This is a genomic window from Alteromonas sp. B31-7, assembly GCF_015767655.1.
GTDB lineage: Bacteria > Pseudomonadota > Gammaproteobacteria > Enterobacterales > Alteromonadaceae > Alteromonas > Alteromonas australica.
This window is the reverse complement of the sequence record NZ_CP065233.1, coordinates 2,376,967-2,402,349: the sequence shown is the minus strand read 5'-3', so window position 1 is coordinate 2,402,349 and position 25,383 is coordinate 2,376,967. Positions and strand designations below refer to the sequence as shown.

Genomic DNA, 25,383 nt, shown 5'->3' with positions numbered 1-25,383 from the left:
ACAGTGTCTTATTGAGGAAAGGCATACCGGAAGGGTGCCTTTTTCTCTATGGGGTTAACCATCTTTAATGGCGATATTGGGAAAACACGGATGAGTATTACAACGGCTTATATTTCACACGGCGGCGGTCCGCTGCCACTTCTTGAAAACAGCATTGGTACAGGCGGTGTGGGGGATGCGAATCATCAAGAAATGATTGAGGTACTTAAATCCATAACGCTTGACATACAAAGGCCAGACGCCATTGTTGTGATCAGTGCACACTGGGAGGAAAATGACACCCAAGTGACTGCCGGTAACAAACCCAGCTTGATTTACGATTACTACGGCTTTCCTGAAAGCGCGTATACATTGCAGTATCCAGCCCTTGGTATCCCCGATTTATCTGCATCTATTGTGGCGGGTTTGCAAGCACAGGGTATTGAGGCAACGGCTAATCCAAGTCGCGGGTTTGATCACGGTATGTTTGTTCCTCTCACTATCATGTATCCAGAAGCGGACATTCCCTGTATTCAAGTATCCTTAACGGCAGACTTAAATGCGGCAAAGCACATTGCGTTAGGAAGGGCACTAAGACACATTTTAGACGCTAATTATAACGATAAGCATGTTTTAGTGTTGGGCTCGGGGTCGTCTTTTCATAATATGCGTGGCTTTTTTGATAGTTCAGCGTCGGCAAATAAAAAAGCGGGGGACTTTAATCAATGGCTACAAGATACCATGCAGTCTAGTGTCATAAGCGAAATAGAGCGCGGTCAAACATTGAGCGCCTGGAAAAACGCGCCCCATGGAATATTTGCACACCCAAGAGAAGAACATTTGCTGCCGCTTCATGTTTGTTACGGTGTTAATGAAAGAAAGGCTGATAAAGCAATATCGTTGACCTTATTGACCAAGCCAGCAAGTATGTTTTTATGGCAAAACTGAGGCGTGACAACCACTGACGGGCGTTTCGTCTAGGTAAATTAACCAAAATTTAAACACTTTGTTTATCAATTAATCGGTTGAACAATAATGTTTAAATTAGTGCTTTACACTTTCAGCGAAATCATTAAGATACGCAGCACTTCAGGAGAGTTGGCAGAGCCCGGTTTAATGCACCTGACTTGAAATCAGACGTGGGGTCAAACCCACCGGGGGTTCGAATCCCTCACTCTCCGCCATATTAGAGAAACCCGCACATTGTTGCGGGTTTTTTTATGGGCAGAATAACCCCTTTGTAGAGTGAGGGTGAGAGCCCCCGTTGTTCGACCAATCGTCGGGAACGATTGGTGCCGCCGCAGGCGCCCGAAGGGTCGGGTACAGGACGTACCCGAGCACATCCCTCACTCTCCGCCATATTAGAGAAACCCGCACATTGTTGCGGGTTTTTTTATGGATAAAATATATCCACCAAAAAAGGCCTCGCTGCAAAGCAAGGCTTTTTTCTTTTATCTGACTGAAAGCATTTGTGATCTCATCCTGTCTCGTTATTGTAAGTAGATTTCTATTGAAAAGAATGATTGCGCTGTCGTGCCTTGTTCATATAAAACTGATAAAAACGTTGCAGCATGTTTAAGCTGGTGAAAAAGCGAATGTAAATATACCGGCGGGAGGCTCGATAAATGGCATCGTTTGCTAAACTTCAGAGTATGTCAGTTAAACGTTACCAATCGTTCATCTACTAATTTAACTGTATAACTATGTGTTAATTCGCGATCGCCTTGGTCGTTTGTGGTATTTGCACGTCTTAATAAAAATAAATGGGGATAATATGCAGGCAATGTCTACGCTCAACTTGAGGGATGGTTCTGTTGAGCAAAAGCGGGAAGAGGTTAAAGCTTATTTTCTTGATTCTTTTAATACCTACGAGGCTTTATTTTCCTGTCTTAATGGTGACGACGCCTTTTATGCGCGCCCTGAAAAGCTTCGCCACCCACTGATTTTTTATTTTGGTCACACCGCTACGTTTTTTATCAATAAACTGGTTTTAGCAAAAGCCATTAGCCAGCGGATTAACCCTAAGTTTGAGTCGTTATTTGCCATTGGCGTTGACGAAATGAGTTGGGATGACTTACACGATGAAAACTATCATTGGCCTGCTGTAAGCGACGTTGCTGAATACCGAAATAAAGTGCGCGCGTTGGTATGCGACTTAATAGACAAACTAGAATTTACGATGCCCATAGATTGGGAAAGCCCCATGTGGCCTATTGTCATGGGCATTGAACATGAGCGCATTCATTTAGAAACATCGTCGGTGTTAATTCGCCAATTACCGCTTTCTATGGTAAGTGCATCTAGCGCCTGGCCTGTGTGCCCAAACTGTACATTTGCCGAGAGTGAACTGCCGCAAAATAGCTTAGTTCCAGTGAAAGCAGGGCATGTGGATGCGACTAAATCGTGGGACTCGGCCTATTATGGTTGGGACAATGAATATGGTGAACACCAAGCCCAGGTTAATGAATTCAAAGCCGCCAAGTTTCTGGTGTCGAACGGGGAGTTTCTTGACTTTGTTGAAGAGGGGGGCTACCAAAACCCTGACTACTGGGAAGAGGAAGGCAATCGATGGCGCGAGTATACCAAGGCGAGCCATCCTGTGTTTTGGCGTAAAGCCGACGAGGGTTATGTTTACAGAAGCATGCTTTCTGAAATGCCTCTACCGTTAGATTGGCCTGTTGATGTGAATTATCACGAAGCAAAAGCATTTTGTAATTACAAAAGTGAAAAAACAGGCCAATTGATTCGTTTACCTACCGAAAACGAATGGTTTCGCTTACGTGACTTTAGCGGTGTAAACCAACCGGTATATTCCAGTGAGTTTAATATTGCATTGAGTCAGTATGCGTCTAGCGAGCCTGTCACGAAACATAAATCCGGTGAATTTTATGATGTTGTGGGTAACGTTTGGCAGTGGACGGAAACGCCCATTTATCCCTTTGATGGATTTAAGGTGCATCCGCTATATGACGACTTCACAACGCCAACCTTCGACAATAAACATAATTTAATTAAAGGTGGCAGTTGGATCTCAACAGGGAATGAAGCTATGAAGCATAGCCGTTATGCATTCAGACGGCACTTTTTTCAACATGCAGGCTTTCGCTACGTACAAGCTGAAAGCCTCATTCAAGTTAATGATTTAGACTATGAAAGCGACACTCAAGTGTCTCAATACAGTGAATTTCACTATGGTGATGAATACTATGGTGTGCAAAACTTTGCAAAGGCGAGCGCCGAATTTTGCATCGACGCTATGGCACAACGTCCCGCACAAAAAGCATTAGACTTAGGCTGTGCGGTAGGGCGCTCTAGTTTTGAGTTAGCGAAACATTTTGCTCATGTTGATGGTATCGATTTTTCAGCCCGTTTTATTAAAACGGCGTTTACCATGCAAGAGCAAGGTGAAATTCGTTATCACCTCATAGAAGAAGGTGAACTCACTGCATTTAAAGCCAGAAAACTGTCGGCGTTGGGCTTAGACAATACGGCAAACAAGGTGGCGTTTGCCCAAGGTGATGCGTGTAATTTGAAACCCCAGTACAAAGGTTACGACTTAATTTTTATGGGTAACCTTATCGACCGAGTCTATAGCCCTCGTAAAGTATTAGAAGACATGAGCCATAGGCTTAACAGAGGCGGCTTATTAATTATTGCTAGCCCGTTTACTTGGTTAGAAGAATACACAGAGCGTTCTGAATGGCTAGGGGGGTATAAAGACGAAAATGGTGAAACCTTGAATTCAACCCAAGCATTAGAAGATGCACTGGCGAAAGATTTTGTGCGGGTTAAAGCTGCACAGGAGATTCCGTTTGTTATCCGCGAAACTAAGCGTAAATTTCAGCATACGCTGTCTGAATTTAATGTATTCGAAAAGAAGTAACGGTGTAGCGTGATAAGTTGAACCCATTAGGGTAAAAAAGCATTGGGAAAACCATGGGACGACATTCAAAAATGGGCCTGACTGAAGCCAAGCAGCCACGTTCGCTGCTAAGTAAAATGGATGCTTCGTATCACGCCGCATCGGGTAAAAACTCCCCTATGGCCAATGTATCAAACGGACAGGCGGGCCAAGCATGTTGGCACGCCCAGTGGACGGCGCCTTCATTACATGAAGGGGGTGATCATACTTGCAATACGCCCATGGCTAAAGATAACCTTGCGCATACGCGAACGAAGTTTCTTTCTCAGCAAACGGGTGAGTCGACAACGCCGGTGGATCCCTTAGGCATGGGGATCGCCGATATGGACTGTCCGCCACCTGGGGTTATTGGCAAGCGCTTGGCAGCTGCACTTTCATCACATTACGGCTATCACGACATTCATCACGCCACGGCGAATGCGGTATCTCACTGGTTTAAGCCTCAAGGTACACAGCATAGAGAGACCAATTCTCCGGTAAGCCCACATTCTGTGGTGGGTGTTGCCAGTGTGGTGAGTGCGGTGGATGTGGCGTTAAAAACATTCTGTCAGCCTGGCGACAGTATCATGATCCTGACTCCCACCTATGGGCCGTTAAAAGCCTGTATTGCCTTAAATGGAATGCAAGCCCACGACATTGCGATATCAACAAGCAGTAAGGCAGCGCATTCCATCAATCTGAATGCATTGTGTGAAAACGCATCGGCCATGGTGCTATGCCACCCTAACAACCCAACGGGGACGGTATTATCTGAGCAATGCCAAGAGGAAATTGTGACGTTTTGTCATCAACATAATATTTTGTTGGTGACAGACGAAGTGCATAGTGAATTTGGGTTTTCGAGCCCGTATCGGCCTGCTTCAGTGCCACTATTTGGCAGTAAAAGTCGCCTGCGAGACCGCTGTAACATTATTCATATTAACAGTGTTTCAAAAGCATTTAACTTGGCCGCCGTACCAGGGGCTTCATATGCCATCGTGCCCAACCCAGATAGTAAACAGCAGTTTGCCCAGGCTATTAAAGCCCGTCATCTTGAGGCGAGTTTTTTATCTCAGCTTGCACTTATTGCGGCCTATAAAGAGGGGGGGGCGTGGTTAAACGCTCTGCGTCACAGTATTGATTACAATCGCCAGTTTGTTGATTTTTATTTTAATTATCATGGTTTACACCCTGATTATACCCTAGGCCAAGCTGGGTATTTTTTATGGTTAAATTTAGAGTCGAAGGACGAATCCCGCTACACTTGCACCTTTGCCGCGCGCAGTTTTCAAGCCTGTTTAGACCGTGGAGTAATGGGCACTGACGGTCAATCTTTCGGTGCCCCGGGATTTATTCGACTTAATTTAGCCTGCCATCCTCGTGTTATTGAGCAAGCGTTAGATCGCATCTTCTTTAACCGCTTTTAGCTTGCGTGTGTTTTATACCTCGCTTACCTGCGATCGGCGCCATTCTATTTAATAGAACAGTAATCAAGCTTTTATGAAATTTAATCCAAGTTATTGCGAAACTATAATGCGCATATTGGCGAATAGATTTAGTGCGATTCACCGTTTGAAAAACGCGCACGCAGAGTGGAGCAACTTACATGGTTTACATGAGAAAGGCAGAAGAAAGGGGCAAGGTTAATTTAGGTTGGTTGAATAGCAACCATAGCTTTTCCTTTGGGCATTATTACGATGTTAACCACATGGGCTTTTCCGTGCTTAGGGTGATTAACGACGATGTGGTTCAGCCCGGTAGAGGCTTTGACACCCACGGCCACAAAGACATGGAAATTGTGTCTTATGTTGTGAAAGGTGCATTGAAGCACAAAGATAGTGCTGGCAATGAATACCAAGTGCCAGCGGGAGACATTCAAGTGATGAGTGCGGGCAGGGGAATTATGCACTCAGAATACAATGCTTCTGACACAGAGGAAGTCAATTTTTTGCAGATTTGGATTCTACCGAATCAAAAAGGGGGCGCACCTACCTACGGACAAAGGGCGCTGGCGCCAAGGGGGGAAACAAATCCATTATCGTCTAGGACGCTAACGCCTGACATGTCACTACCCCGCACAACAGAAGCGCATCAAGATGAACATGGTGCGAATGCTAACGTTGCTGCACGCCAACGTCAGCTGCTAGTGTCTGCAGATGGCCGTCAGGGCTCGTTACCCATAAAGCAAGACGCCAGTATTAGCAGCATTCACCTTTCTGACGGCGAACAATTTACCTTGCATACCGGGGCCAGAAAGGGCTATTTGCATATTGTTCGCGGTACGCTAAAGGCCAATATAAAAAGCGAATTACAGGGCATTTCATTGCGTCAGGGTGATGGCTTGGGCATATATATGAACGACCGTTTACAACTGGACAGTCAGGGTGAAGCTTTGGCCTTGTGGTTCGATTTGCCCAATATCTAAACCTAAGTAAATAAGTTAGTACAATTTCGTTGAGGGCAAATCTCCGGTAAACGCTTCACCTTAACGTATCTCGTGGTATGATGAAGGCAACTTGGACTTAATTGTTGAACGTTTTTCTTTTAACAGCAATCGCCTGCGGCTATTTTGCTGGAACGTTTATTGCAAAGTTTATGCAATATACTGCGACGTTAAAGCCAGCATTAAGTACACGTGTAATAAGAACAGAAGTCAGTGAGATACTAGTGTGATTAAAATTATCCTAGCAGATGACCATGATTTGGTCAGAACAGGGATCCGCCGGATTTTGGAAGACGAAAGTGAATTCTCCGTAATAGCCGAAGCTAAAAACGGTGAAGAGGCGGTACAGTTGTGCCGTAAAAACGCACCAGATGTGGTACTCATGGATGTAAATATGCCCGGCATTGGCGGGTTAGAAGCAACCAAACGTATTGTCCGTATGTCTGAAAACACGCGGGTGGTTTGTGTGTCTATGGTGAAAGAAAGCCCCATACCCATGCAGGTAATGAACGCAGGGGCGTTTGGCTTTTTAACTAAAGATGCCGAGCCTGAAGAAGTCATTCGAGCGATATATAAAGTGGCCGCAGGTCAAAAGTATCTCGATAACGAAATTGCTCATAGCATTGCGATTGACAAATTATCTCCAAGTTCAGAAAACCCGTTTAATGAACTTTCTTCACGTGAACTCAGTATTGCATTAAGACTCACTAAAGGGCAGCGGGTGCCAGATATTGCAAACGAACTTAGTATTAACGCAAAAACAGTGAACACCTATCGTTATCGCATGTTCGATAAGTTAGGCGTAACCACAGATGTTGAACTTACTCACCTAGCGCTGCGCCACAAACTCATTGATTCTAATTTACTTTAATAGATGTCTACGTTTGATTCAGCAGCATTCTTAAAAAATTTAACGTCTCAGCCTGGCGTGTACCGAATGTACAACGCCCAGGATGAAGTTATTTATGTCGGTAAGGCCAAAAACTTAAAAAAACGGGTATCCAGTTACTTCAGGATAAACGTGGATAACGCCAAAACACGTTCATTGGTTAGCCAAATTGCGAAAATGGACGTCACGGTGGTTAACAGCGAAACCGAAGCCTTCTTGCTAGAAAATAACTTCATTAAAAAGTACAAGCCTCGCTATAACGTAGTGATGCGAGATGATAAGTCATACCCTTTCATTTTTTTATCTGATCACGAACACCCTCGGCTTTCATTCCACCGAGGGCCGCAAAAGAAAAAGGGGGAGTATTTTGGCCCCTATCCAAGCGCTTGGGGGGTAAGAGAAAGCCTGCGCTCAATGCAGAAAATTTTCCCCGTTCGTCAATGCGAAGATAGTTACTACAGAAGCAGAAGCCGCCCATGTTTGCAGTATCAAATGCAGCGGTGCAGCGCCCCCTGTGTGGAAGGCAATGTATCTAACGAAGAATATGCTGACCAGGTGGCACTGGCCAAGTTATTCCTCAAAGGAAAGAACCAGCAGGTGATAGGTACCTTGGTTGAGAAAATGGAATCTGCCAGTGAGCAGCTTAATTTTGAAGCGGCAGCCAGATATAGAGACCAAATTAATGCATTGAGAAAAGTGCAGGAACGCCAATGGGTAGCGGGAACCCAAGACGAAATGGATGTATTTGGGTTTGCGGTTAAAGGCAATATGGCGTGTATTCAAGTGATGTTTATTCGAGATAGCCAATTGCTGGGAAGTAAAGCGTTTTTTCCTAAAGTGCCCTCTACCGCCGACGAACAAGAAATTTTTGAATCATTCTTCTTACAGTTTTATCTGGCTGGCAATAAGGTTATTCCAAAGCAAATAGTCCTTCCCCGAGAATTAACCGATGATTCAGCCATAGCCACCTTGCTCAGTGAAGAAGCAAAGTACCGAGTGACCTTTTTTAAAGGGGCCAGGGAAGAAAAGCGACGTTATCTTCAGTTGGCGCAAGCCAATGCTGAAACGGCGCTAGAAAGTCAGTACAGCGCGCAAAAATCGGTTTTTGCTCGCTATATCGACTTAGAAACGGCGCTAGAACTCGAAAACCCCATACAGCGCATGGAGTGTTTTGACATTAGCCATACATCAGGGCAACAAACCGTGGCGTCCTGTGTGGTGTTTAATAGAGAAGGGCCGTTAAAAAGTGATTATCGCCGGTATAATATTGAAGGTATTACGCCTGGCGATGATTACGCAGCTATGGCGCAGGCGCTGAAGCGACGATACAAATCGGTTAAAGAAGTACAAAAAATACCGGATTTGCTACTCATTGATGGAGGAAAAGGGCAGCTAGCGCAAGCAGAAGCCTTTTTCGAAGATTGGCCTCATGATAAGAAACCGATGTTATTAGGTGTGGCGAAAGGCACCACACGAAAACCTGGATTAGAAACCTTGATCTTGGCGGGTAATCACGATGTGGTACCCATGGACCCGCATGCGCCCGGCCTTCATTTAGTTCAACATATACGTGATGAGTCACACCGTTTTGCAATTACAGGGCATAGAAATAGACGACAGAAGGTTAAAACCACGTCTAGCCTTGAGAGCATTCCTGGTATTGGAGCAAAACGTAGACAGACCTTGTTGAAATATATGGGGGGGTTACAAGGCCTTAAAAAAGCCAGTAAACAAGAAATTGCGGGTGTACCCGGTATCAGCCAAGACTTGGCAGAGACTATTTACGACCATTTACATCAATAACACACAAGCTTCCGCGCATTTTTTTGTGACATGGGGTAATGTGTGTGAAAACTAAAGCGATAACGCTGCGCTAAATCGCCAGTCATTGGCAAACATTGAGATTTTTTTATGTGGACTGTTCCAAATATCATTACTTTATTTAGAGTAATTCTGATACCCGTATTCGTAACTGTGTATTTTTTAGATTGGCGTTGGGCGCATGAAGCCGGCGCATTTATATTTTGGTTAGCGGCTATTACCGACTGGTTTGATGGCTACCTCGCAAGAAAATTACAACAGAGCACCCCCTTCGGTGCATTCCTCGACCCCGTTGCCGATAAGCTAATTGTAGGCGCTGCGTTATTAATGATTACCCACAGCTACGCAAATTTGTGGATTACCTTACCCTCAATTGCATTACTCGTAAGAGAAATTTATGTTTCTGCGTTACGGGAATGGATGGGGCAAAACGGTGTGCGCGAAGCGGTAAAGGTGTCGTTCATAGGAAAAGCGAAAACAACTGCTCAAATGTTAGCCTTAATCGGCCTGTTGTCAGGACTAGAAACCTTCATGGGCTTTACCATTTACTGGGTCACACTTGGTTATATTCTTCTTTATATTGCTGCACTGTTGTCTTTATGGTCAATGTTGGTGTACACAAAAGCAGCATGGCCACATTTAGGTGGCAACGCAATTAAACCAAATTGATCGCGTTATAATCAAAATGAATAAAAATAAGGCAAACGAACAAAAAAATGCAAATTTTCCTTAATTTTCACTGTTTTTCGTATTGACAGTTTGGCGGGTACAGGTAGAATGCACCCCACATTTCGAGAGGACATCACCGAAACGAAATGTAAGATTTAAGAGTGCGGGAATAGCTCAGTTGGTAGAGCACGACCTTGCCAAGGTCGGGGTCGCGAGTTCGAATCTCGTTTCCCGCTCCAAAATCTAAAATGCAATAGCTAGTAGGGCGGAATGGCAGAATGGCTATGCAGCGGATTGCAAATCCGTGGATCTCGGTTCGACTCCGGGTTCCGCCTCCATAAGCTGCCTTGCAGCATCAGGTTCTACGCCTGACACCTTTGCTGAAAAGCAACCCGATGCCCGGGTGGTGAAATTGGTAGACACAAGGGATTTAAAATCCCTCGCTGGTAACAGCGTGCCGGTTCAAGTCCGGCCCCGGGCACCATTTCATGTTTTAACACACTCCATACCAGTCAATTTTCAGCTTTATTCCTACTGTTTATCAGGCTTTTGTGTCTTACTACGTCCAATGCGGTCTATTGTCATCCCTAAGCACATGGTGCTACATTCGGTGCTACACAGATTCAATTACGACTAAATAGCACCAGCAAGTAAGCATGTTGGTAGCACCAGTCGATTAATCAGACGATAGGTAGCACCACATGCCGTTAACAGACATTCAAATAAAACAGGCTCAAGCAAGTACAAAGGATATTTGGCTCACCGATGAGAAGGGCTTGCGCTTGCTCGTGAAAAAGAATGGCTCTAAGTACTGGCGTCTTAAGTATCGTTTTCAGGGTAAACAAAAGACACTGGCAATTGGCGTCTATCCAGAAGTGTCTTTGAAGGATGCACGAGAAGCAGTATCAGAAGCTAGAAGGCTATTAAGGGATGATATTGACCCTAGCGCTATAAAGCAGGAAAAGAAGCACCTTTCTTCTGTAAGCGAGATAGAGCTGTTTAACACACAAGCACGGCTTTGGTGGAATAAGCAAAAGGGTCAGTGGAGCGAGGGCCATGCCGCCCGTATTTGGACTCGTTTAAATGATAATGCGTTAAAGACACTAGGTAAGCGCCCCATTGGTGAAATCACACCTCAAGACATAATCAGAACTGTTCAGAAAATAGAAGCGCGTGGTGCGCTCGATGTAGCACAAAGAGTACTTCAAGACATAAGGCGCGTTTGTCGTTTCGCTGTACAGACTGGCGTTTTACTCCATAACCCTGCTTCTGAGCTATCCGGAATACTGGAAAAGCGTAAAACCTCGCACAGGGCCTCTCTACCAAGGGAAGAATTACCTCAGTTCCTACGTGATCTAGATGCGTACCACCAGCAAGGCCGCTTGCTTACCAAGCTAGCAATAGAACTATTAGTACACACCTTTGTTAGACCTGGTGAATTAGCCGGTGCTCGTTGGGATGAATTCGACTTAGAAGAAAAGTTATGGCGCATACCTGCGCATAGAATGAAAATGAAGTCTGATCACATTGTGCCACTTTCTAGGCAAGCACTTGCAGTATTGGAAAATACCAAGCCGTTCAGCGCTCGTTTCGAGTTCGTTTTTCCTTCTGAAAGAGATAGGTTTAAACAAATGTCTGACAATACTATGCGTATGGCTATTTTTCGCATGGGGTACGATGGTGAAACCAAAGGCAAAAGTAAAGCAAACCCTCATGGCTTCCGTGCTACGGCGTCCTCAATTCTGAATGAAACAGGCTTTAACCCTGACGCAATAGAACGTCAGCTTTCACATATGGAAAGGAATGGGGTTAGAGCTGCTTACACACACCATGCTCGTTACTTAGAAGAACGTAAAGAAATGATGCAATGGTGGAGTGATTACTTAGATAGTCTTAAGAATAACGGTAACGTTACGCCCATTTTTAAAAAACAAGCCTGATATGAGTAGTGCAGCGCAACACTGTAAGGGAAATAAAGATGCAATACGAAAACGCAATAACATTAGATATAGAAAGCTTTGAAATCTGTTACGAAGGTATCCATGCTGCTCTGACTATTATCTGTAATCAAGGACGGCAAAGTAGCATTAAAGCCATGGTTCAACTTGCTGAAAGTATAAATAGTTCATTGGAGCAACGAATACATTTGGCGAATGATTTTGAAAATGCGAAAGGTAATCCCGATAAAAACGCAGCGTTTTTACAAATAGTTAATTTGGCGTTTTCCTTAAAGTCTTTAGATCGTGAATTAGAAGAAAAATTGAATAGCTGCTTTTTTCGCTTTGGAGAGTCGAACTCAAAGGAGGTTAGGCTTTTTAGAAGTGCTATATGGACGTTGAGTACTTCGCTGGGTCAATTGGTTAAGGAAGTGGAAGAAGCAATTGCACCTGAACAAAACCAACCTCGCGGTAATGTGATCAGTATTTAAAAATAGGTTTTGACTGGCGCTAGGGTAGCTCCCGAAAAGTGACCCCAATCACCTGTGCCAGTTCCTCTTTATGGGATTCCGTAGGGGTACGGTATGACAAAAATGCTCGGTTCATTAGATGAAGCATTATCATCGTGGGAAAATGAAATTCTTCCCGATTTACAACACAAGGCCAGAAGCATACAAAGCCTTAATAATGAATTAGCCACGACACAAAGCGAAGGTAGCCGTGAATATCTAAGTTTACTTATTGATAGGGCTAAGCGCGCTTCACAAGCTATCAGTGACATTCCTAGACTCTTTTATAACAACCCTGATAATGCTTATATCTGGAAAGATGCTATATCCTGTAGCGACTACACAGCTCCAAACTTACTTGCTGTAATTGTAATGGGGTATTTAGGCCCCAATAACCCCCAAGGCAAGCTAACAGCAAAGGGCAGACAAAAATGGAAAGCTGATGTGGCTCAAACGTCACAGAGACTCGCAGCCCTTTTATCTGGAAGCGACTTACAATCAGTATCTGACGAAAGGGTATTTAACTTATACCAAGACCTAGCATGGCTGGTCGATACCCATATATCGGATAAACAAGAGGCAAGCCGTTTAAAAAGCGAGATGCACGAAAGAATATTTTATTCTACAAGTGGCTTTATGTGGGATTTAGACAGGCTTACGCAAGTAGATGTAGAGTTTGAACCTATAAAGTCATGGGAAGATTTACAATATACCTATGAGCCGTTCTGGCCTGAAATCACCCTAAAGAAACCCAATGACACCAATGCACCACGGGCTTACTTTATCCGGTATGTCACTTACTGCTTGCTTAGCCTAACAAACAAGCCCTATAGAGCCCGCGTAAAGCGACTTTCTGACACTTTCTATAGTGAGGTCGATAACAAGTCAATACGGGGCCTTACAGATGATTTAACCGCAGCACACAAACGACAGGCATCTTTGTAATAGGGGGTTTTTATTCTTATTTACTCAAAATCCCCCTAGGGGGTTTATTCCTTATTTGCTGTTTTATCCCCACTTATTAGGCGTTTCGGTTTTATTTAATATTTCCACCCTAAACAATTTTGGTCTTAAGTGGAGATAATTGGAATGAATAACAGCGCATCGGCATATACCCCGATAACAGATGACCCAATTCTAAGAATGCCGGAGGTTGAGAGGACCACTGGCTTAAAGAAAAGCACAATATACCTACTGATAAAGCAATCACAGTTCCCTTCTCCTATAAGCCTAGGCGGTAGAGCAAGCGGCTGGCTTCTTTCTGAAATCAATCAATGGAAAGCTGAACGTATAGCAATATCACGGGGGCAGTAATGCAAAAGACAATCCCGTATAAGCCTGATCACTTCTATTTTATCGGTTCTACTGTAAATCAAGTTATAGGTTTTCGAGCTGCTCGCGGTACTGGTCCATGCGAAGTGATGGAAACAGAGAACGAGGGCTACTATTTGGAATATGTCCCCTCTAGTAACCTAGAGTTTCAGTTTAAGTTTAAACACCATCCATTGGCTAATGGCGGTAAATGCCTGGTGTACGAAATCCCCGAAACTTTCAACCGCCCTTTTGTAAGCAATAAAGCCAAGCAAATGGGGTTAGACCTATGAAAATACGAGAGCTAACAAGTAAAGAGCACCTTGAACCTGATCACGTGTATATCATTGGGGATAGTGAGCAAAAAGTACTTGGTTTTCTTGAAGTATTGCGTGTGGCTAATCAGCCTTTAGAGCAATTCACTGTTAACAACTTAATATACCTTTGCTATCCACCAGCAACCGAAATTAAACAGTTGCCTAGGGAGGTTATCAACTTACCTTGTGGTGCTACGTGTGTGGTGCATTGGCTAACCTTTAAAACAAAAAAACGAAACCCCAAAAAGCCTGTAGTCCTTTTCTCAGCTCATGTGAAATCGCAATCAATGAGCAGAATAAACAAAGCTAAGTCTTGCAGAAAGAAGAGGTATTAATGGGTAAGTTAGATTTTAAAGGCCTAAATGAGTATGCGTTGAGTAATATTGATAGCGTATTACACCATTACTTACCTAACGGAAAGCATGAGGGCCATGAGTACAAGCCATTAAACCCAAGAAGAGCAGACAAAAAATCTGGTTCATTCAGTATTAATACCAATACAGGTGTTTGGGCTGACTTTGCAGATAGCGAGGCGAAAGGTCAAGACGTTATATCTCTGGTGGCATATGTTACAAACAAGCCTCAAGGCGAAGCCTACAAAGAGCTTAGCGACTTACTCAACTATGGTAATAGAGTTGAAACAAAAACAAACAAAAGCACCTCAAATACCCGTAGAAATAGTGAAGAGTGGTTACACGTAACGCCTGTGCCGCACGAATTTGTTAGACGTTGCCATAAAAAACACTACAAACATGGCTTACCTACTTTTACATGGGAATACAGGGACGCTAACAATCAGCTTATTCTTAAAGTACTGCGCTTTGATAAACAAATAGACGGCAAAAGAGAAAAAGCATTTTATCCGTTAGCCCTATATAGAAACCGTGACACTAGTGAAATTAAGTGGCGATGGTCTATGCCAAAAATAAACCGCCCATTGTACGGATTAGATGAACTTGCAAAGCGCCCTAAAGCCACAGTAGTTCTTACAGAGGGTGAGAAGGCCGCAGACGCGGCAAAAGTATTGTTCCCTAGCTGTGTTTGTATGACGTGGCCTAATGGCTCTAAGTCTATCAGTAAGGCCGATTTTACACCGTTGGCTAGGCGCAATGTAATCATATGGCCCGATAATGATAATGCCGGTATTAAGTGCGCCAAAGAGCTTAAGAACTTACTCACTTCACTAGATGCAGCAAGCATTCGAATTATTAATTTAGACAGCTTAGCTAAAACCCCTCTTTCTGAAAGCGAAGGTGGCTCTTTATTTGGTGAAGATTGCACGTGGCCCGATAAAGCGGATGCCGCAGACGCTATTGAGCTAGGCTGGGGCGCTACACACTTAGAAGCGTTAAAGAAAAGTGGTGAACTATTCATAAAAGAGGCGGTTACACACGCCCCTAGCGATATTAAGCCCAATATACCTCAAGGCTTTAAATTAACCGATAACGGTGTAGAAGCGTTTTACAAGTCTGACGATAAAGGGAATGAAATATACAAGCGAATATGCGCCCCTTTAGAACTGCTAGCCTTAACCCGTGATGCTGGTGGCTCTGGTCAAGATTGGGGGGTACTTGTGCGCTTTAAAGACTATGACGGTCAAGAGAAGCGCTTAAATATCCCTAAGCGCCTGTTTGCTACTGACGGTGGTTCAGACATTAGAAAACAATTACTTTCAGAGGGGCTTCATATAGAGCCACGCTCACAAGAGAAAGGAAAACTCATTGATTACCTTAACTGCCCTGACATAACCAATAGAGTAGGGTTAGTTAAAAAGTTAGGTTGGCATAAAAACGCTTTCATTTTGCCCGACCAAACAATAGGTGAAACAGTGTCACCGCTTCTTTACGACAATGAAAACGCCCGTGATTGTAAATTAAAGGCCAATGGCGCTATATCAGATTGGCAACGTGAAATAGCGTCATATTGCGAAGGAAACCCTTTGCTTACTCTTGCTGTGTCTCTTGCCTTTACTGGCCCCCTAGTCAGCTTAATGGGGCTTTCTGAAAACGTTGGGTTTCACTTCTACGGTGATAGTTCGTTAGGTAAGTCCACGTTAATGAATGTTGCTTGTTCTGTGTATGGTAAGCCTAGCGAATTTAAAGGCTCATGGCGTACCACTGATAACGCTTTGGAAGATACCGCAGCCTTACATTCAGACATGCTATTGGCGCTCGATGAGCTAAACGAAGCTAATCCCCTTACCATTGAGGGGATCATATACATGGTTGGTAACGGTAAAGGTAAAAACCGCTCTGGCCCTGACTATGCCAAGAAGAAAACACAGCGTTGGAACCTGGCGTTTTTGTCAAACGGTGAAAAGACTATTGATGACTACTTAGGCAGCATTGGCAAATCGGTTAATGGTGGTGTTCATATGCGGTTTCTTTCTCTGCCAGCTTCACAGCACGAAGACGAAGCACTTAAAAAGCGTAATGGCATATACACGAACACACATAATTTTATTAACGGTGCTGCATTGTCTGATCACTTGAACAAGGCGTGTGAAAAGTATCACGGTGAACCGTTCTTAGAGTTTATCAAGCAATTAACCAGTACCGACTTAAGCGAACTAATCAAAGTGCATCATGCAGAGATTGCAACGTACAGAGAAAGGGTGCTTGGTAATGATGCTGGTGGACAAGCGGTAAGGGCCTTTCAGAAATTTGCGCTGGTGGGCTTAGCTGGTGAGCTTGCTTCAACTTTTGGCATTACTGGATGGAGCGAGGGCCATTCTATTCAATCGGCTATATCGTTGTTCAGAATGTGGGTAGATATTCGAGGTGGTACTGGGAACGTGGAAGAAATACAGCTTCTTAATCACCTGGCGAAGCAAATAAAGCTTTATGGTGAAAAGCACTTTAAACGGTGGGATAGAAGCGGGGCCAAAGACCCTATGATTATTGATGAGCATGTACCAGCCAAATTGGAAACATGGGGCTATAGAGAGCAAATTACCACTAGGCACCCTGATAAAGACGCTACTACAGACCATATGTATTACGTGTACAAAGACATATTTATGGATGTTATGTGTAAAGGCTTTGACGGGAAGAGGGCCGCTCGACTGCTTAGAGATTTAAGTGTTTCTATACTCAGACCGTCAGAGCTAGAACGTAAGAAGCTTAACACCTCTGAAGCTCTACCCAATGCCGGTGGTAAGTCTCAACAGGTGATTAAGTTCAAGGCATCGTCACTCTTTGACGCTGTAGACAGAATGACTTTAAGCGATAGTGATCAACAAGATGCTGAACAAACTAAGTCGGCCTGAGCGTGTGTGTATGCCAAGAAATAACACGTAATATACTAAGCCTGTTTAAACATACAGGTTTAGTATTATTGCATATGGTTAACCACCTAAACCTATCGCCTCAACTTCTCATTTCTTTCTCTGTAAGCACCTATAACACGCCATTTATCTTATTAAATTTGCACTATGCAGTACCTATTTGCACTTTGTTTATAGCCGTTTGCAGTAGTGCAAATGCTAAATATGTATTTATAAACATAGGGTTACAACTCCCGTTTGCACTATTTGCACTATTTGCACTCTATTTTACTAGGTCAGGGGTTTGTCCCTTCTACCCTGCGCAACGGGGCATAACGCGCTTTCAGTTGTAAAGACTTCTGAACAGACTTCACACGACTGAGGTGCAATGGTGTACACCCACCACCATAACCTTTGCCAACGAACTCACTTCAGAATGCTATTTGCCTATGCTTTTTCACGGGTCCTTTTGGAAAGGGGGGGTTGTACGGCACACGGAACCGCGTATCTTTAACAGCTATAGAAAATTTCAAAGGGGGGTTATATTTTAAGTGAGATAACTTCATTAAAATCATTGGTTTAAATGATATGTAAATTCATACTTAGTTCGATTTATATGCTTTGGTTCAATTTAATGGTGGGTACATTGCACCGTTAAATTGAACGTTTGCACTAAGGTATTGTATACCAAACCTAATTTATAAATATTACTCAAAGGGTAACTGTGTTTTACCTCGTTATGGTTGTTCATACCCAATACAGCAAGACCAAAATATAGTGTGTCGAATCGGGCTTCTCTTCGCGTGAAAGCAAAAAGTTAAGGGGCACGGGGTTAGATAGGCATATTTCTACTGCAAAAAGTGCAAATAGTGCAAATTATATAAATAACTGTATATTTATCAGTTGTATATTGTGTTTGCACTTTTGATTAACGCTTAAAGTAAAGTGCAAATTTAGAAACGATAGTGCAAATTTATAAGGGCCGAAATATGCTTTTGATGAAAGGTGTAAAGATATGACTGAGTGGGGCTACGGGTTAGTAGTATTGGTGCATGGGCTCATTGCAGCGTATTTATTAACTTATATCAAAAAAAAGGCTAGTGACCTGGCTACAAAGGAAAACCTAGAGGACTTAAAATTACAGCTGCATGAGACAACTACTGTGGTGAAAAGTACCGAACAGCACATAATGTCTGACGTGTGGGTAGCGCAGAAAAGGTGGGAAATTAAGAAAGAGTTTTACTCGAACGTATTAGAAATTTTTGAAACAATTCTTGAAGCACTTAAATTCATTGAGAACAGCTTAAAGCCTAGCGAAAGTGATAGGCCGCAATCATTGAAAACGCTGGTTAGTGAAAAAGAGAAGATGATTAAGTCTTCAAATGCAAAGCTTGAAAATGAAGTAAAAACTATCGGTACGCTGTTTCTTGATAAGGAAGTGCTAAGCGCAATAGACAGGTACCTAAAAGCGGAGGAAAGGAGACGAGCTAGAATTGATTTAGAGCTTCTTGACCCCGACTGCACAGATCCGAGTGTTGGTGAGGAATACTATAGTCCATCTTCCTATATATGCCACCAGCTTAATGAATGCATAGAAGCTCATAAGCTGCTAGTGGAATACGCCAGAGAAGATCTACAAGTGATGTGGCAAAGTGATAACAGGCATTCCAAAAACTACGACAAATAGGAAGCAAATTAATGGAAAAATTACGGGTAACCGCGTTTAAAGGTTCTTCTGAATCGTTTTGTGAAGCGTTAGACGAAGCGCAGCTCAAACATAGCAAAGTATTTCATCTATCTGAAAGCGTAATGGCCTCCGGATTAACCATAGAGATTATATTACACGGCGGCTTTGGAGCACTGGCTGTGGCATGTTTGGCGTGGGTTCGTTATAAGAAAAATAGGCGTATCAATATCAGAACGAAAGAAGGTACCAGTGTTTGGCTAGAAGGTTATTCAGCAGAGGACGCGACAAAAATATTGGAGCAAGCAGAAAGTATCGCTGTTATAGAGACGGGACAGAATGAAAGCTCGAAAGAACTTGAAGAAAAATAATACCGTTTCGCTATATATAGTTTATTTTTTATAACCACCAGCGATACCTCAATTATATGAGGCTAAGCAAGTTAATTGGTGCTACATTTGGTGCTATAAATGGTTAGTTAACTTTAAAATAAATTATTAAATCAATCGGTTAGATTTGTTTTTTAACTTCGGCCCCGGCACCATTTCTATATTTCAATAAGTTCTAAGAGACTAATTAAGAGGCTCTACCCCATAAACGGGGGATCAGCACTCATCGGCTCTACCCCATAAACGGGGGATCAGCACTCATCTTACCCTATTGATAACACCATCCCATCCGCAATGGGTCATCACTCTTATTCTGTAATTTTCAAAGTTTCTAAAACCATACGCTCTTCTCGATATCATTTCCATTTTGTTGTGGAAGCCTTCGGTGACGCCGTTGTTCCGTGTAAAGCGCCACATGGCGATGATAGGTTGCAACCACGAAGTTAAGGTATTGGCCAGTGCACGAAGTGGACTGTGATGTAACTGTTCAAGCAAGTCTAAGAACCTCGGTAATGTCTTCTCCATTCGTTTTTCATTCATAGTCTTTAACAGCATATACCTGATGAGCTTCTGTTTGACCTCATACAGTGCTTTCAACACCGGATAGTCAGCTAAGTAGCGTTGTAGGTTGCTGTTTTTCTCTTCGCTTAAATGCCATTGATGTCGTCGCATCAAACTAAGTAAACCCCGATTTTTACGTCCTTCAGGGTGTTGTTGCTGCCACGCTTTTAAGAAGTGATGGTTGATCAAGCGCACCACATGAAAACGGTCAGCGACGATTGTCGCGTTAGGAAAGTACTTTTTAGCAATGCTGCGATACGTTTCGGACAAATCCATCGCGATGAGCTTCACGTTCTCTTTATTGGGAGGGTGGCGCAAATACGAGCGTAAACTTAATTCAGAACGTCCCAGTTTTACATCAAACACACTACGATGTCGTAAATCTACAAACGTCGTCGCATAACCCTTCTTACGGGTAAAAAAGTGTTCATCTACCCCCAACATCTCGGGCAGGGGCGATGATAATCTCTTTATGTTTTTGGCTGATATGAGATTGGTACCACCGCTCTACCGTAGTTGGACTAATGCGATGTGTGCGTGAGATGCCACGCTGCGTAACACCGCCGTGGTGCGCCTCAAAGACTTCCAAGCGAAAGCACTCTGATGCCCGATAGCGAGGCCGAATCCCAACAAAAGGATGCCTGAAATAACGACCACAGCATCGACAATGATACTTAGGCACCTTTAAATGTAGCGTTAGCACCTGATTACCTTGACGCGTGTGCTTTACAGTGCGCTTATGTGTGGCTTTTATGCGTAAATGTCGACTCTCACAATGCTTGCATAGAGGCTTTTTAGTAGGCTTTGCCCACACTTCAATAAAATCATGTCGATGAACACGTTCTATTTCTAACTCACTTATGCCTAAAATAGTACCTGCGTGGGACATCTGTACTCTCCATTAAATGATTCTTCGCAAAATCAGTTTAATGAATGCGGATGTCCCCCGTTAATGATGAAGAGCCTAAAATATTCAACACAGCAAACGTATTCAACCTTTTCTAGCATCAGTTATTTCAATGCTTATTACTGCCGATCATTGACGAGGGTAGAGCACGTTTCCTTATGCGAAAAAGTACTCTGACCCCATTATTTAAAGTTAACGGCTGTATCGTCTTGCCATCATAAGACCTACACCTAATAGTAATAGACCTAATGATTGACTTACAGGAACGTAATAGTAGGTAATTCGCACGTCAGCTGATGCAAAGGTATCAATTAATGTAGCAAGGTTACCGCCACCGTTAACTGTACTTGTTGCAATTGCTTCGAATAAAAATTGACTTTGGCCTATTCCTGTAAATAACGTCAGTAGGCTGGGTGAGCTTATTATCAAACTTTCATAATCGTTAGTGGCTAAATTAACGAACTCCACACCTGAGGTGCCATCGTAATCAACAACACCATCAAAGGTCGACAAGCTATCTGTTCGTGTTGTTGAAGGCGTTGCCGTTAATGTTGTTGTTCCATCTGGCAGTTGTAGTGTGATAATGGTTGATAAAACAGCGGTAACACTCGACGCTCTTGTCGTACTTCTGTTCTCAACTTGTATAGAGCCGCTTGACCGAGCAAACAATTCAACCACGACAGATTCCAGTACACTGCCTGTGGTGTTATCGAATAAGTTAAATACTACAGGCGTGTCAAAATCTGTTTGGTCACGAGTGACTGTGAGGTCTTGCACAATAACAGCAGCATTCGCAAGAATGGGGGTTAACAGCAAAAATGTACCGCTAATAAGGCGTTTAAGCATTGATTTATACTCAAAAGTGTCTAGAGCCAAGCGATTTTGGCTGAGCGCCTATAGCATTTCTAATGCCATTTTTTATATGTATTATTTATCAGCTAGTTAGCTAATTATAATTTCATTTCTCGTACTAGAATGTAAAAACAGCTGACAGCACTTATGGGACGACTGATACTAACGTCAGTGAAGTTTACATTACCGGCATGATAATAGAGTGTGGGAATAGCTCAGTGGGTAGAGTACGATTCTCGATTCCCTACTTATTGCACTCCATCGGTTCTGCCACAAACTAGTGTTACCTTTAACGCTCGAGTTATAAAAATTAACGCTTCCATGGTTGGACCAAGCTTTTAGAAATCGGCTCCCCGAACTAGGTTTTTATGGTAATATTTGGCGACTTCAATATACATAGATATTCCCTTGTTACACAAAAACTCCGTTATGCAGCTTCGGGCTGACGAACTTGCTACTGCACAGCGTGCATTTAATGCCCGAGGCAGCAAAGTAGTGCGCTGTGAAGGCTGTTTATTACCTACAGTGAATTGTATGTGCGCCAGTAAGCCGACACCCGCTGGCCAATGTGCGGTGGCGTTTATCATGTACAAAGGGGAATACTATAAGCCCACTAATACTGGCCGGCTTATCGCCGATGTTATTGCTGATAATCATGCTTTTTTATGGCATCGCACCATGCCTTGTGAACCATTATTAGCGCTATTGAACAACCCGCTTTATCAACCCATCATTGTTTTTCCGCATGAGTACGCAAGCGAAGAACGGTGTATACATCAGCCTGTGGCCGCGCCGAATAAGAAATTACTTTTTATCTTCCTTGATGGAACCTGGCGGGAAGCGCGAAAAATGTTTGGGAAGAGTCCGTACTTAGATAGTTTACCTGTGTTGGGCGTGTCACCGGATATTGCTTCAAATTACCTATTGCGAGCGTCTACACATGAGTTTCAGCATTGTACCGCAGAAGTGGGGATCAGCGTGTTAGATCTAGCGGGCGAGACCGAATCTGCGCGTAACTTGGCACAGTATTTTAGTGTATTCAGGCATCAGTATTTAAAGGGCAAACCCCATTTAACCCATAAAATTGAATTTGCAAAAGCGCAGGTAGACCAATAGTCTGCTTGCGTCGTATTGAACTTAGCATCTATAGTGATGTTTTGATTAACCAAGGAGAAAAACATGGCATCAGTAACGTTTCAAGGTAATGCAGTGACAACCGTTGGCGAGCTGCCAGAAGTTGGCCAACCAGCGCCAGGCTTTACGCTAGTTAAAGCGGATTTAGGCGAGGTTACATTAGAAGAATTAAGCGGCAAACGTGTGATCCTTAACATTTTTCCGTCTATTGATACGGATACATGCGCTACGTCTGTACGTAAATTTAACGAAGAAGCGTCTAAGCTAGAGAATACACAGGTTATCTGTGTGTCTGCCGATCTTCCATTTGCTGCTGGTCGCTTTTGTGGTGCCGAAGGTATTGAAAATGTCATCACAGGCTCAACGTTCCGTTCAAGCTTCGGTGAAGACTATGGCGTCACTTTCTCGTCTGCGCCACTGACTGGGCTGTTGTCTCGTAGTGTGGTTGTGATTGATGCGGATGGCAGTGTACTTTACACAGAGCAAGTTGCTGAAACTACAGAAGAACCCAATTATGAAGCAGCAATAGCTGTTCTATAAACGACACCGCCCGCAGTGAAAGCTGCGGGTTTTTAGGTATTCTCATGTCTATCCTTATAAACGCCTCGCAACTTTCATCTGAACTCCAATCTGCACCACTTACTCTGGTGAGAGCAGTAATGGACGACCCAGTCTCCAAACAAGCCGACAATCGTGAGGGCATGGTGCTCCCCAATTCTGTCGATATTGATTTAGACGGGCAGGGTAGCGATCATACTACGGGATTTCCCCATAGCATGCCGTCGGCTCATGATTTTTCGTTACTATTGGGGGAAGTAGGGATTACCCATAATAGCGATGTCGTGGTTTATGATACTCGCGGTATATATAGTGCGGCGAGAGTGTGGTGGATGCTCAAAGCCATGGGGCACAAAAAAGTGCGTATTTTGGACGGCGGGCAGCCCGCGTGGGAATTGTCGGGTTTTCCAGTAGGTGAAGCTCAACCGCTAACCCATTTACACTATCAAGCCGCGCCAGAACCTAATTGGTTTGTTAATAGCTCTGCGGTTTTGCACGCGTTAGATTCCCAAACGCAGCTGTTAGATGCACGCAGTGAAGCGCGATTTTCAGGTGAAGTCGAAGAGCCAAGACAAGGGGTAAGGTCGGGGCATATGCCAGGCGCCTTCAATGTTCCTTTTGCTCAGCTTCTCGATCAGGGGAGATTTAAACGGGTAGAGGCGCTTCAACAAATTTTCGATGAAGCAAAGGTCGATCTGTCTTTACCCATGATATGCACGTGTGGTTCAGGCGTTACCGCGTGCATTGTGGGCGTTGCCGCCATACTGTGCGGCGCATCTCACATCGCTGTATACGATGGCTCATGGTCAGAATGGGGCGCTAATCAAGCGTTTCCTGTGGTTAAATAGTATTTTAACAATATGAGTAAATAAGATTAAATATGGATAACTTACCTCGGGTTGTGGTATTAACTGGGGCTGGCGTTTCGGCTGAGTCTGGAATAAAAACCTTCAGAGATAGCAATGGCTTATGGGAAAATCACCATGTGGAAGATGTGGCTACACCAGAAGGTTTCGAACGCAACCCTGCTCTAGTTTATCGATTTTATAATGCCCGTCGAGCGCAACTTCATAGTGAAGAGGTTGTTCCGAATGCCGCGCACATGGCGCTGGCGCAATTAGAAAGAGCCCTAGGCGAAAACTTAATGCTGGTTACCCAGAATGTGGATAATTTGCATGAGCGAGGGGGGAGTCAACGGGTGCTGCATATGCACGGCGAACTGCTTTCTGCCCGTTGCCTTTATAGTGAACAGCGCTTCGCGTGGTCTAAAAGTTTCGATGCTCACTCTGTCTGCCCCTGTTGCGGGCGTTTTTCTCTGCGCCCTGATATTGTATGGTTTGGTGAAGTCCCTATGTATATGGACACCATTTTTGACGCCCTTTCGAAGGCTGATATTTTCATTGCCGTGGGCACTTCTGGTCAAGTTTATCCTGCCGCGGGCTTTGTACAAACGGCAAAAGAGTATGGTGCGCATACCATCGAGGTAAATTTAGCGCCAACGTCGACTAACCTTTATTTTGATGAGTCGTTAACAGGTAAAGCCTCACAAACAGTACCTTTGTTAGTAGACAGAATTATTAAGCAAACCGAGACCATTTAATGCAGTATTTAAATGAATTTATTACGATCGCCTTAGTACATCTTGTGGCCGTGGCTAGCCCAGGGCCAGATTTTGCTGTGGTGGTGCGCCATAGCGTGGCATACGGGCGTCGCATTGCTATTTACACCAGTGTTGGGATTGGCTTCGCCATTTTATTACATGTCGCCTACTCCTTAGTAGGGTTAAGTGTGGTGATAGCCACTACGCCTTGGCTGTTTACTACCTTTAGTTATTTAGCCGCTGCTTATCTGGTTTATTTAGCGATTGGGGCGTTGCGTAGTGGGCCGCCAAAAGATGAAAAGGTAGATGCGCCCGCCGTTGAAAGCCAAACTATCTCTGTTAAACGCGCCTTTTGGGTGGGCTTTTTAACCAACGGATTAAACCCTAAAGCCACCTTGTTCTTCCTGTCTTTGTTTACTGCTATCATCAGTGTAGACACGCCCTTCATGGTGAAAGCGGGCTACGGTATCTATTTAGCTTTTGCGACTGGACTATGGTTTTGTTTTCTGTCTTATTTACTCAGTACTAGCAAGGTAGCTCACCTGATTGGCAAAAAAGGGTATTGGTTAGATAGAGCAATGGGCGTGTTGCTTGTCGGTTTAGCGGCAAAACTCGTGTTGGGTTAACACTCTCCATTCATGTACAATACGCCGGTTA

Annotated in this window: 21 protein-coding genes, 4 tRNA genes and 1 pseudogene; 24 read left to right on the top strand and 2 right to left on the bottom strand. The window is 43.7% G+C overall.

Translation table 11 applies throughout. The features are described 5' to 3' along the window. Window positions 1-48 precede the first annotated feature (48 nt). The 19 genes from IUA53_RS10205 (at window position 49) to IUA53_RS10115 (ending at window position 19,096) form a co-directional block, all read left to right on the top strand. Window positions 49-927 (top strand): DODA-type extradiol aromatic ring-opening family dioxygenase, encoded by an 879-nt coding sequence (locus tag IUA53_RS10205; RefSeq protein WP_231401123.1) that lies wholly within the window; start codon window positions 49-51, stop codon window positions 925-927. Window positions 928-1,071: 144 nt separating this feature from the next. Next, window positions 1,072-1,163, top strand: a tRNA-Ser gene (locus IUA53_RS10200). 590 nt (window positions 1,164-1,753) lie between these two features. After that, the gene (ovoA, locus tag IUA53_RS10195; protein WP_196897039.1) at window positions 1,754-3,862 is read left to right on the top strand and encodes a 5-histidylcysteine sulfoxide synthase; all 2,109 of its coding nucleotides are present in this window, start codon (window positions 1,754-1,756) and stop codon (window positions 3,860-3,862) included. Window positions 3,863-3,915: 53 nt separating this feature from the next. After that, window positions 3,916-5,307 carry an aminotransferase class I/II-fold pyridoxal phosphate-dependent enzyme gene (locus IUA53_RS10190; protein ID WP_196897038.1) on the top strand — a complete coding sequence of 464 codons (1,392 nt, stop codon included), beginning with the start codon at window positions 3,916-3,918 and terminating at the stop codon, window positions 5,305-5,307. Window positions 5,308-5,486: 179 nt separating this feature from the next. Next, window positions 5,487-6,305 carry a pirin family protein gene (locus IUA53_RS10185; protein WP_196897037.1) on the top strand — a complete coding sequence of 273 codons (819 nt, stop codon included), beginning with the start codon at window positions 5,487-5,489 and terminating at the stop codon, window positions 6,303-6,305. A 244-nt stretch (window positions 6,306-6,549) separates the two neighbouring features. After that, window positions 6,550-7,194, top strand: a complete 645-nt coding sequence (uvrY, locus tag IUA53_RS10180; protein ID WP_044057190.1) for a UvrY/SirA/GacA family response regulator transcription factor — start codon at window positions 6,550-6,552, stop codon at window positions 7,192-7,194. A 3-nt stretch (window positions 7,195-7,197) separates the two neighbouring features. Further along, window positions 7,198-9,015, top strand: a complete 1,818-nt coding sequence (uvrC, locus tag IUA53_RS10175) for an excinuclease ABC subunit UvrC (protein ID WP_196897036.1) — start codon at window positions 7,198-7,200, stop codon at window positions 9,013-9,015. Between the two features lie 108 nt (window positions 9,016-9,123). Next, a complete protein-coding gene (gene pgsA / locus IUA53_RS10170; RefSeq protein ID WP_044057188.1) occupies window positions 9,124-9,702 on the top strand; it encodes a CDP-diacylglycerol--glycerol-3-phosphate 3-phosphatidyltransferase in 579 nt (192 codons plus the stop codon). Window positions 9,703-9,865: 163 nt separating this feature from the next. Next, a tRNA-Gly gene (locus tag IUA53_RS10165) sits at window positions 9,866-9,941 on the top strand. A gap of 25 nt (window positions 9,942-9,966) precedes the next feature. Beyond that, window positions 9,967-10,040 (top strand) — tRNA-Cys (locus IUA53_RS10160). Between the two features lie 59 nt (window positions 10,041-10,099). Continuing rightward, a tRNA-Leu gene (locus IUA53_RS10155) sits at window positions 10,100-10,186 on the top strand. Between the two features lie 217 nt (window positions 10,187-10,403). Beyond that, complete coding sequence (locus tag IUA53_RS10150; protein WP_196897035.1) at window positions 10,404-11,642, top strand: tyrosine-type recombinase/integrase; 1,239 nt, start codon at window positions 10,404-10,406, stop codon at window positions 11,640-11,642. Between the two features lie 38 nt (window positions 11,643-11,680). Next, a complete protein-coding gene (locus IUA53_RS10145; protein ID WP_196897034.1) occupies window positions 11,681-12,130 on the top strand; it encodes a hypothetical protein in 450 nt (149 codons plus the stop codon). Between the two features lie 93 nt (window positions 12,131-12,223). Next, a complete protein-coding gene (locus tag IUA53_RS10140; RefSeq protein WP_196897033.1) occupies window positions 12,224-13,093 on the top strand; it encodes a hypothetical protein in 870 nt (289 codons plus the stop codon). A gap of 144 nt (window positions 13,094-13,237) precedes the next feature. Next, window positions 13,238-13,462, top strand: coding sequence for a helix-turn-helix transcriptional regulator (locus IUA53_RS10135; RefSeq protein WP_052235447.1), 225 nt, complete (start codon window positions 13,238-13,240; stop codon window positions 13,460-13,462). Beyond that, window positions 13,462-13,752 (top strand): hypothetical protein, encoded by a 291-nt coding sequence (locus IUA53_RS10130; RefSeq protein WP_196897032.1) that lies wholly within the window; start codon window positions 13,462-13,464, stop codon window positions 13,750-13,752. The genes IUA53_RS10135 and IUA53_RS10130 overlap by 1 nt, the downstream gene beginning before the upstream one ends. Before the next feature lie 358 nt (window positions 13,753-14,110). Then, complete coding sequence (locus IUA53_RS10125; RefSeq protein WP_196897031.1) at window positions 14,111-17,044, top strand: DUF927 domain-containing protein; 2,934 nt, start codon at window positions 14,111-14,113, stop codon at window positions 17,042-17,044. 1,012 nt (window positions 17,045-18,056) lie between these two features. Further along, complete coding sequence (locus IUA53_RS10120; RefSeq protein WP_196897030.1) at window positions 18,057-18,728, top strand: hypothetical protein; 672 nt, start codon at window positions 18,057-18,059, stop codon at window positions 18,726-18,728. 11 nt (window positions 18,729-18,739) lie between these two features. Then, window positions 18,740-19,096 (top strand): hypothetical protein, encoded by a 357-nt coding sequence (locus IUA53_RS10115; protein WP_196897029.1) that lies wholly within the window; start codon window positions 18,740-18,742, stop codon window positions 19,094-19,096. 276 nt (window positions 19,097-19,372) lie between these two features. On the opposite strand, the pseudogene IUA53_RS20470 reads toward IUA53_RS10115, so the two are convergent. Next, window positions 19,373-20,564, bottom strand: a pseudogene (locus tag IUA53_RS20470) (ISL3 family transposase). 210 nt (window positions 20,565-20,774) lie between these two features. Then, window positions 20,775-21,428, bottom strand: a complete 654-nt coding sequence (locus IUA53_RS10100) for a choice-of-anchor E domain-containing protein (protein WP_196897026.1) — start codon at window positions 21,426-21,428, stop codon at window positions 20,775-20,777. 435 nt (window positions 21,429-21,863) lie between these two features. Between IUA53_RS10100 and IUA53_RS10095 the strand changes: the two genes are divergently transcribed. From IUA53_RS10095 to IUA53_RS10075, 5 genes are all read left to right on the top strand, one after another. Then, on the top strand, window positions 21,864-22,550 hold the full coding sequence (locus IUA53_RS10095; protein WP_044057174.1) for a tRNA-uridine aminocarboxypropyltransferase: 687 nt from the start codon (window positions 21,864-21,866) through the stop codon (window positions 22,548-22,550). 63 nt (window positions 22,551-22,613) lie between these two features. Next, complete coding sequence (gene tpx, locus IUA53_RS10090) at window positions 22,614-23,108, top strand: thiol peroxidase (protein WP_044446307.1); 495 nt, start codon at window positions 22,614-22,616, stop codon at window positions 23,106-23,108. Window positions 23,109-23,152: 44 nt separating this feature from the next. Then, complete coding sequence (locus IUA53_RS10085; RefSeq protein WP_044446305.1) at window positions 23,153-23,974, top strand: sulfurtransferase; 822 nt, start codon at window positions 23,153-23,155, stop codon at window positions 23,972-23,974. A gap of 32 nt (window positions 23,975-24,006) precedes the next feature. Further along, window positions 24,007-24,726, top strand: coding sequence for a Sir2 family NAD+-dependent deacetylase (cobB, locus tag IUA53_RS10080; protein WP_196897025.1), 720 nt, complete (start codon window positions 24,007-24,009; stop codon window positions 24,724-24,726). Further along, window positions 24,726-25,352, top strand: coding sequence for a LysE family translocator (locus IUA53_RS10075; RefSeq protein ID WP_196897024.1), 627 nt, complete (start codon window positions 24,726-24,728; stop codon window positions 25,350-25,352). The genes cobB and IUA53_RS10075 overlap by 1 nt, the downstream gene beginning before the upstream one ends. The last annotated feature ends 31 nt before the right edge of the window (window positions 25,353-25,383 follow it).

What these genes read in the sequence shown, in the direction of transcription:
- IUA53_RS10120 (WP_196897030.1), top strand. Translation starts at nt 18,057, where the DNA reads ATGACTGAGTGGGGCTACGGGTTAGTAGTATTGGTGCATGGGCTCATT.
- IUA53_RS10095 (WP_044057174.1), top strand. Translation starts at nt 21,864, where the DNA reads ATGCAGCTTCGGGCTGACGAACTTGCTACTGCACAGCGTGCATTTAAT.
- IUA53_RS10205 (WP_231401123.1), top strand. Translation starts at nt 49, where the DNA reads ATGGGGTTAACCATCTTTAATGGCGATATTGGGAAAACACGGATGAGT.
- pgsA (WP_044057188.1), top strand. Translation starts at nt 9,124, where the DNA reads ATGTGGACTGTTCCAAATATCATTACTTTATTTAGAGTAATTCTGATA.
- tpx (WP_044446307.1), top strand. Translation starts at nt 22,614, where the DNA reads ATGGCATCAGTAACGTTTCAAGGTAATGCAGTGACAACCGTTGGCGAG.
- IUA53_RS10190 (WP_196897038.1), top strand. Translation starts at nt 3,916, where the DNA reads ATGGGACGACATTCAAAAATGGGCCTGACTGAAGCCAAGCAGCCACGT.
- IUA53_RS10115 (WP_196897029.1), top strand. Translation starts at nt 18,740, where the DNA reads ATGGAAAAATTACGGGTAACCGCGTTTAAAGGTTCTTCTGAATCGTTT.
- IUA53_RS10140 (WP_196897033.1), top strand. Translation starts at nt 12,224, where the DNA reads ATGACAAAAATGCTCGGTTCATTAGATGAAGCATTATCATCGTGGGAA.
- cobB (WP_196897025.1), top strand. Translation starts at nt 24,007, where the DNA reads ATGGATAACTTACCTCGGGTTGTGGTATTAACTGGGGCTGGCGTTTCG.
- IUA53_RS10150 (WP_196897035.1), top strand. Translation starts at nt 10,404, where the DNA reads ATGCCGTTAACAGACATTCAAATAAAACAGGCTCAAGCAAGTACAAAG.
- IUA53_RS10125 (WP_196897031.1), top strand. Translation starts at nt 14,111, where the DNA reads ATGGGTAAGTTAGATTTTAAAGGCCTAAATGAGTATGCGTTGAGTAAT.
- IUA53_RS10075 (WP_196897024.1), top strand. Translation starts at nt 24,726, where the DNA reads ATGCAGTATTTAAATGAATTTATTACGATCGCCTTAGTACATCTTGTG.
- uvrC (WP_196897036.1), top strand. Translation starts at nt 7,198, where the DNA reads ATGTCTACGTTTGATTCAGCAGCATTCTTAAAAAATTTAACGTCTCAG.
- IUA53_RS10145 (WP_196897034.1), top strand. Translation starts at nt 11,681, where the DNA reads ATGCAATACGAAAACGCAATAACATTAGATATAGAAAGCTTTGAAATC.
- ovoA (WP_196897039.1), top strand. Translation starts at nt 1,754, where the DNA reads ATGCAGGCAATGTCTACGCTCAACTTGAGGGATGGTTCTGTTGAGCAA.
- IUA53_RS10100 (WP_196897026.1), bottom strand. Translation starts at nt 21,428, where the DNA reads ATGCTTAAACGCCTTATTAGCGGTACATTTTTGCTGTTAACCCCCATT.
- IUA53_RS10185 (WP_196897037.1), top strand. Translation starts at nt 5,487, where the DNA reads ATGGTTTACATGAGAAAGGCAGAAGAAAGGGGCAAGGTTAATTTAGGT.
- IUA53_RS10130 (WP_196897032.1), top strand. Translation starts at nt 13,462, where the DNA reads ATGCAAAAGACAATCCCGTATAAGCCTGATCACTTCTATTTTATCGGT.
- IUA53_RS10135 (WP_052235447.1), top strand. Translation starts at nt 13,238, where the DNA reads ATGAATAACAGCGCATCGGCATATACCCCGATAACAGATGACCCAATT.
- IUA53_RS10085 (WP_044446305.1), top strand. Translation starts at nt 23,153, where the DNA reads ATGTCTATCCTTATAAACGCCTCGCAACTTTCATCTGAACTCCAATCT.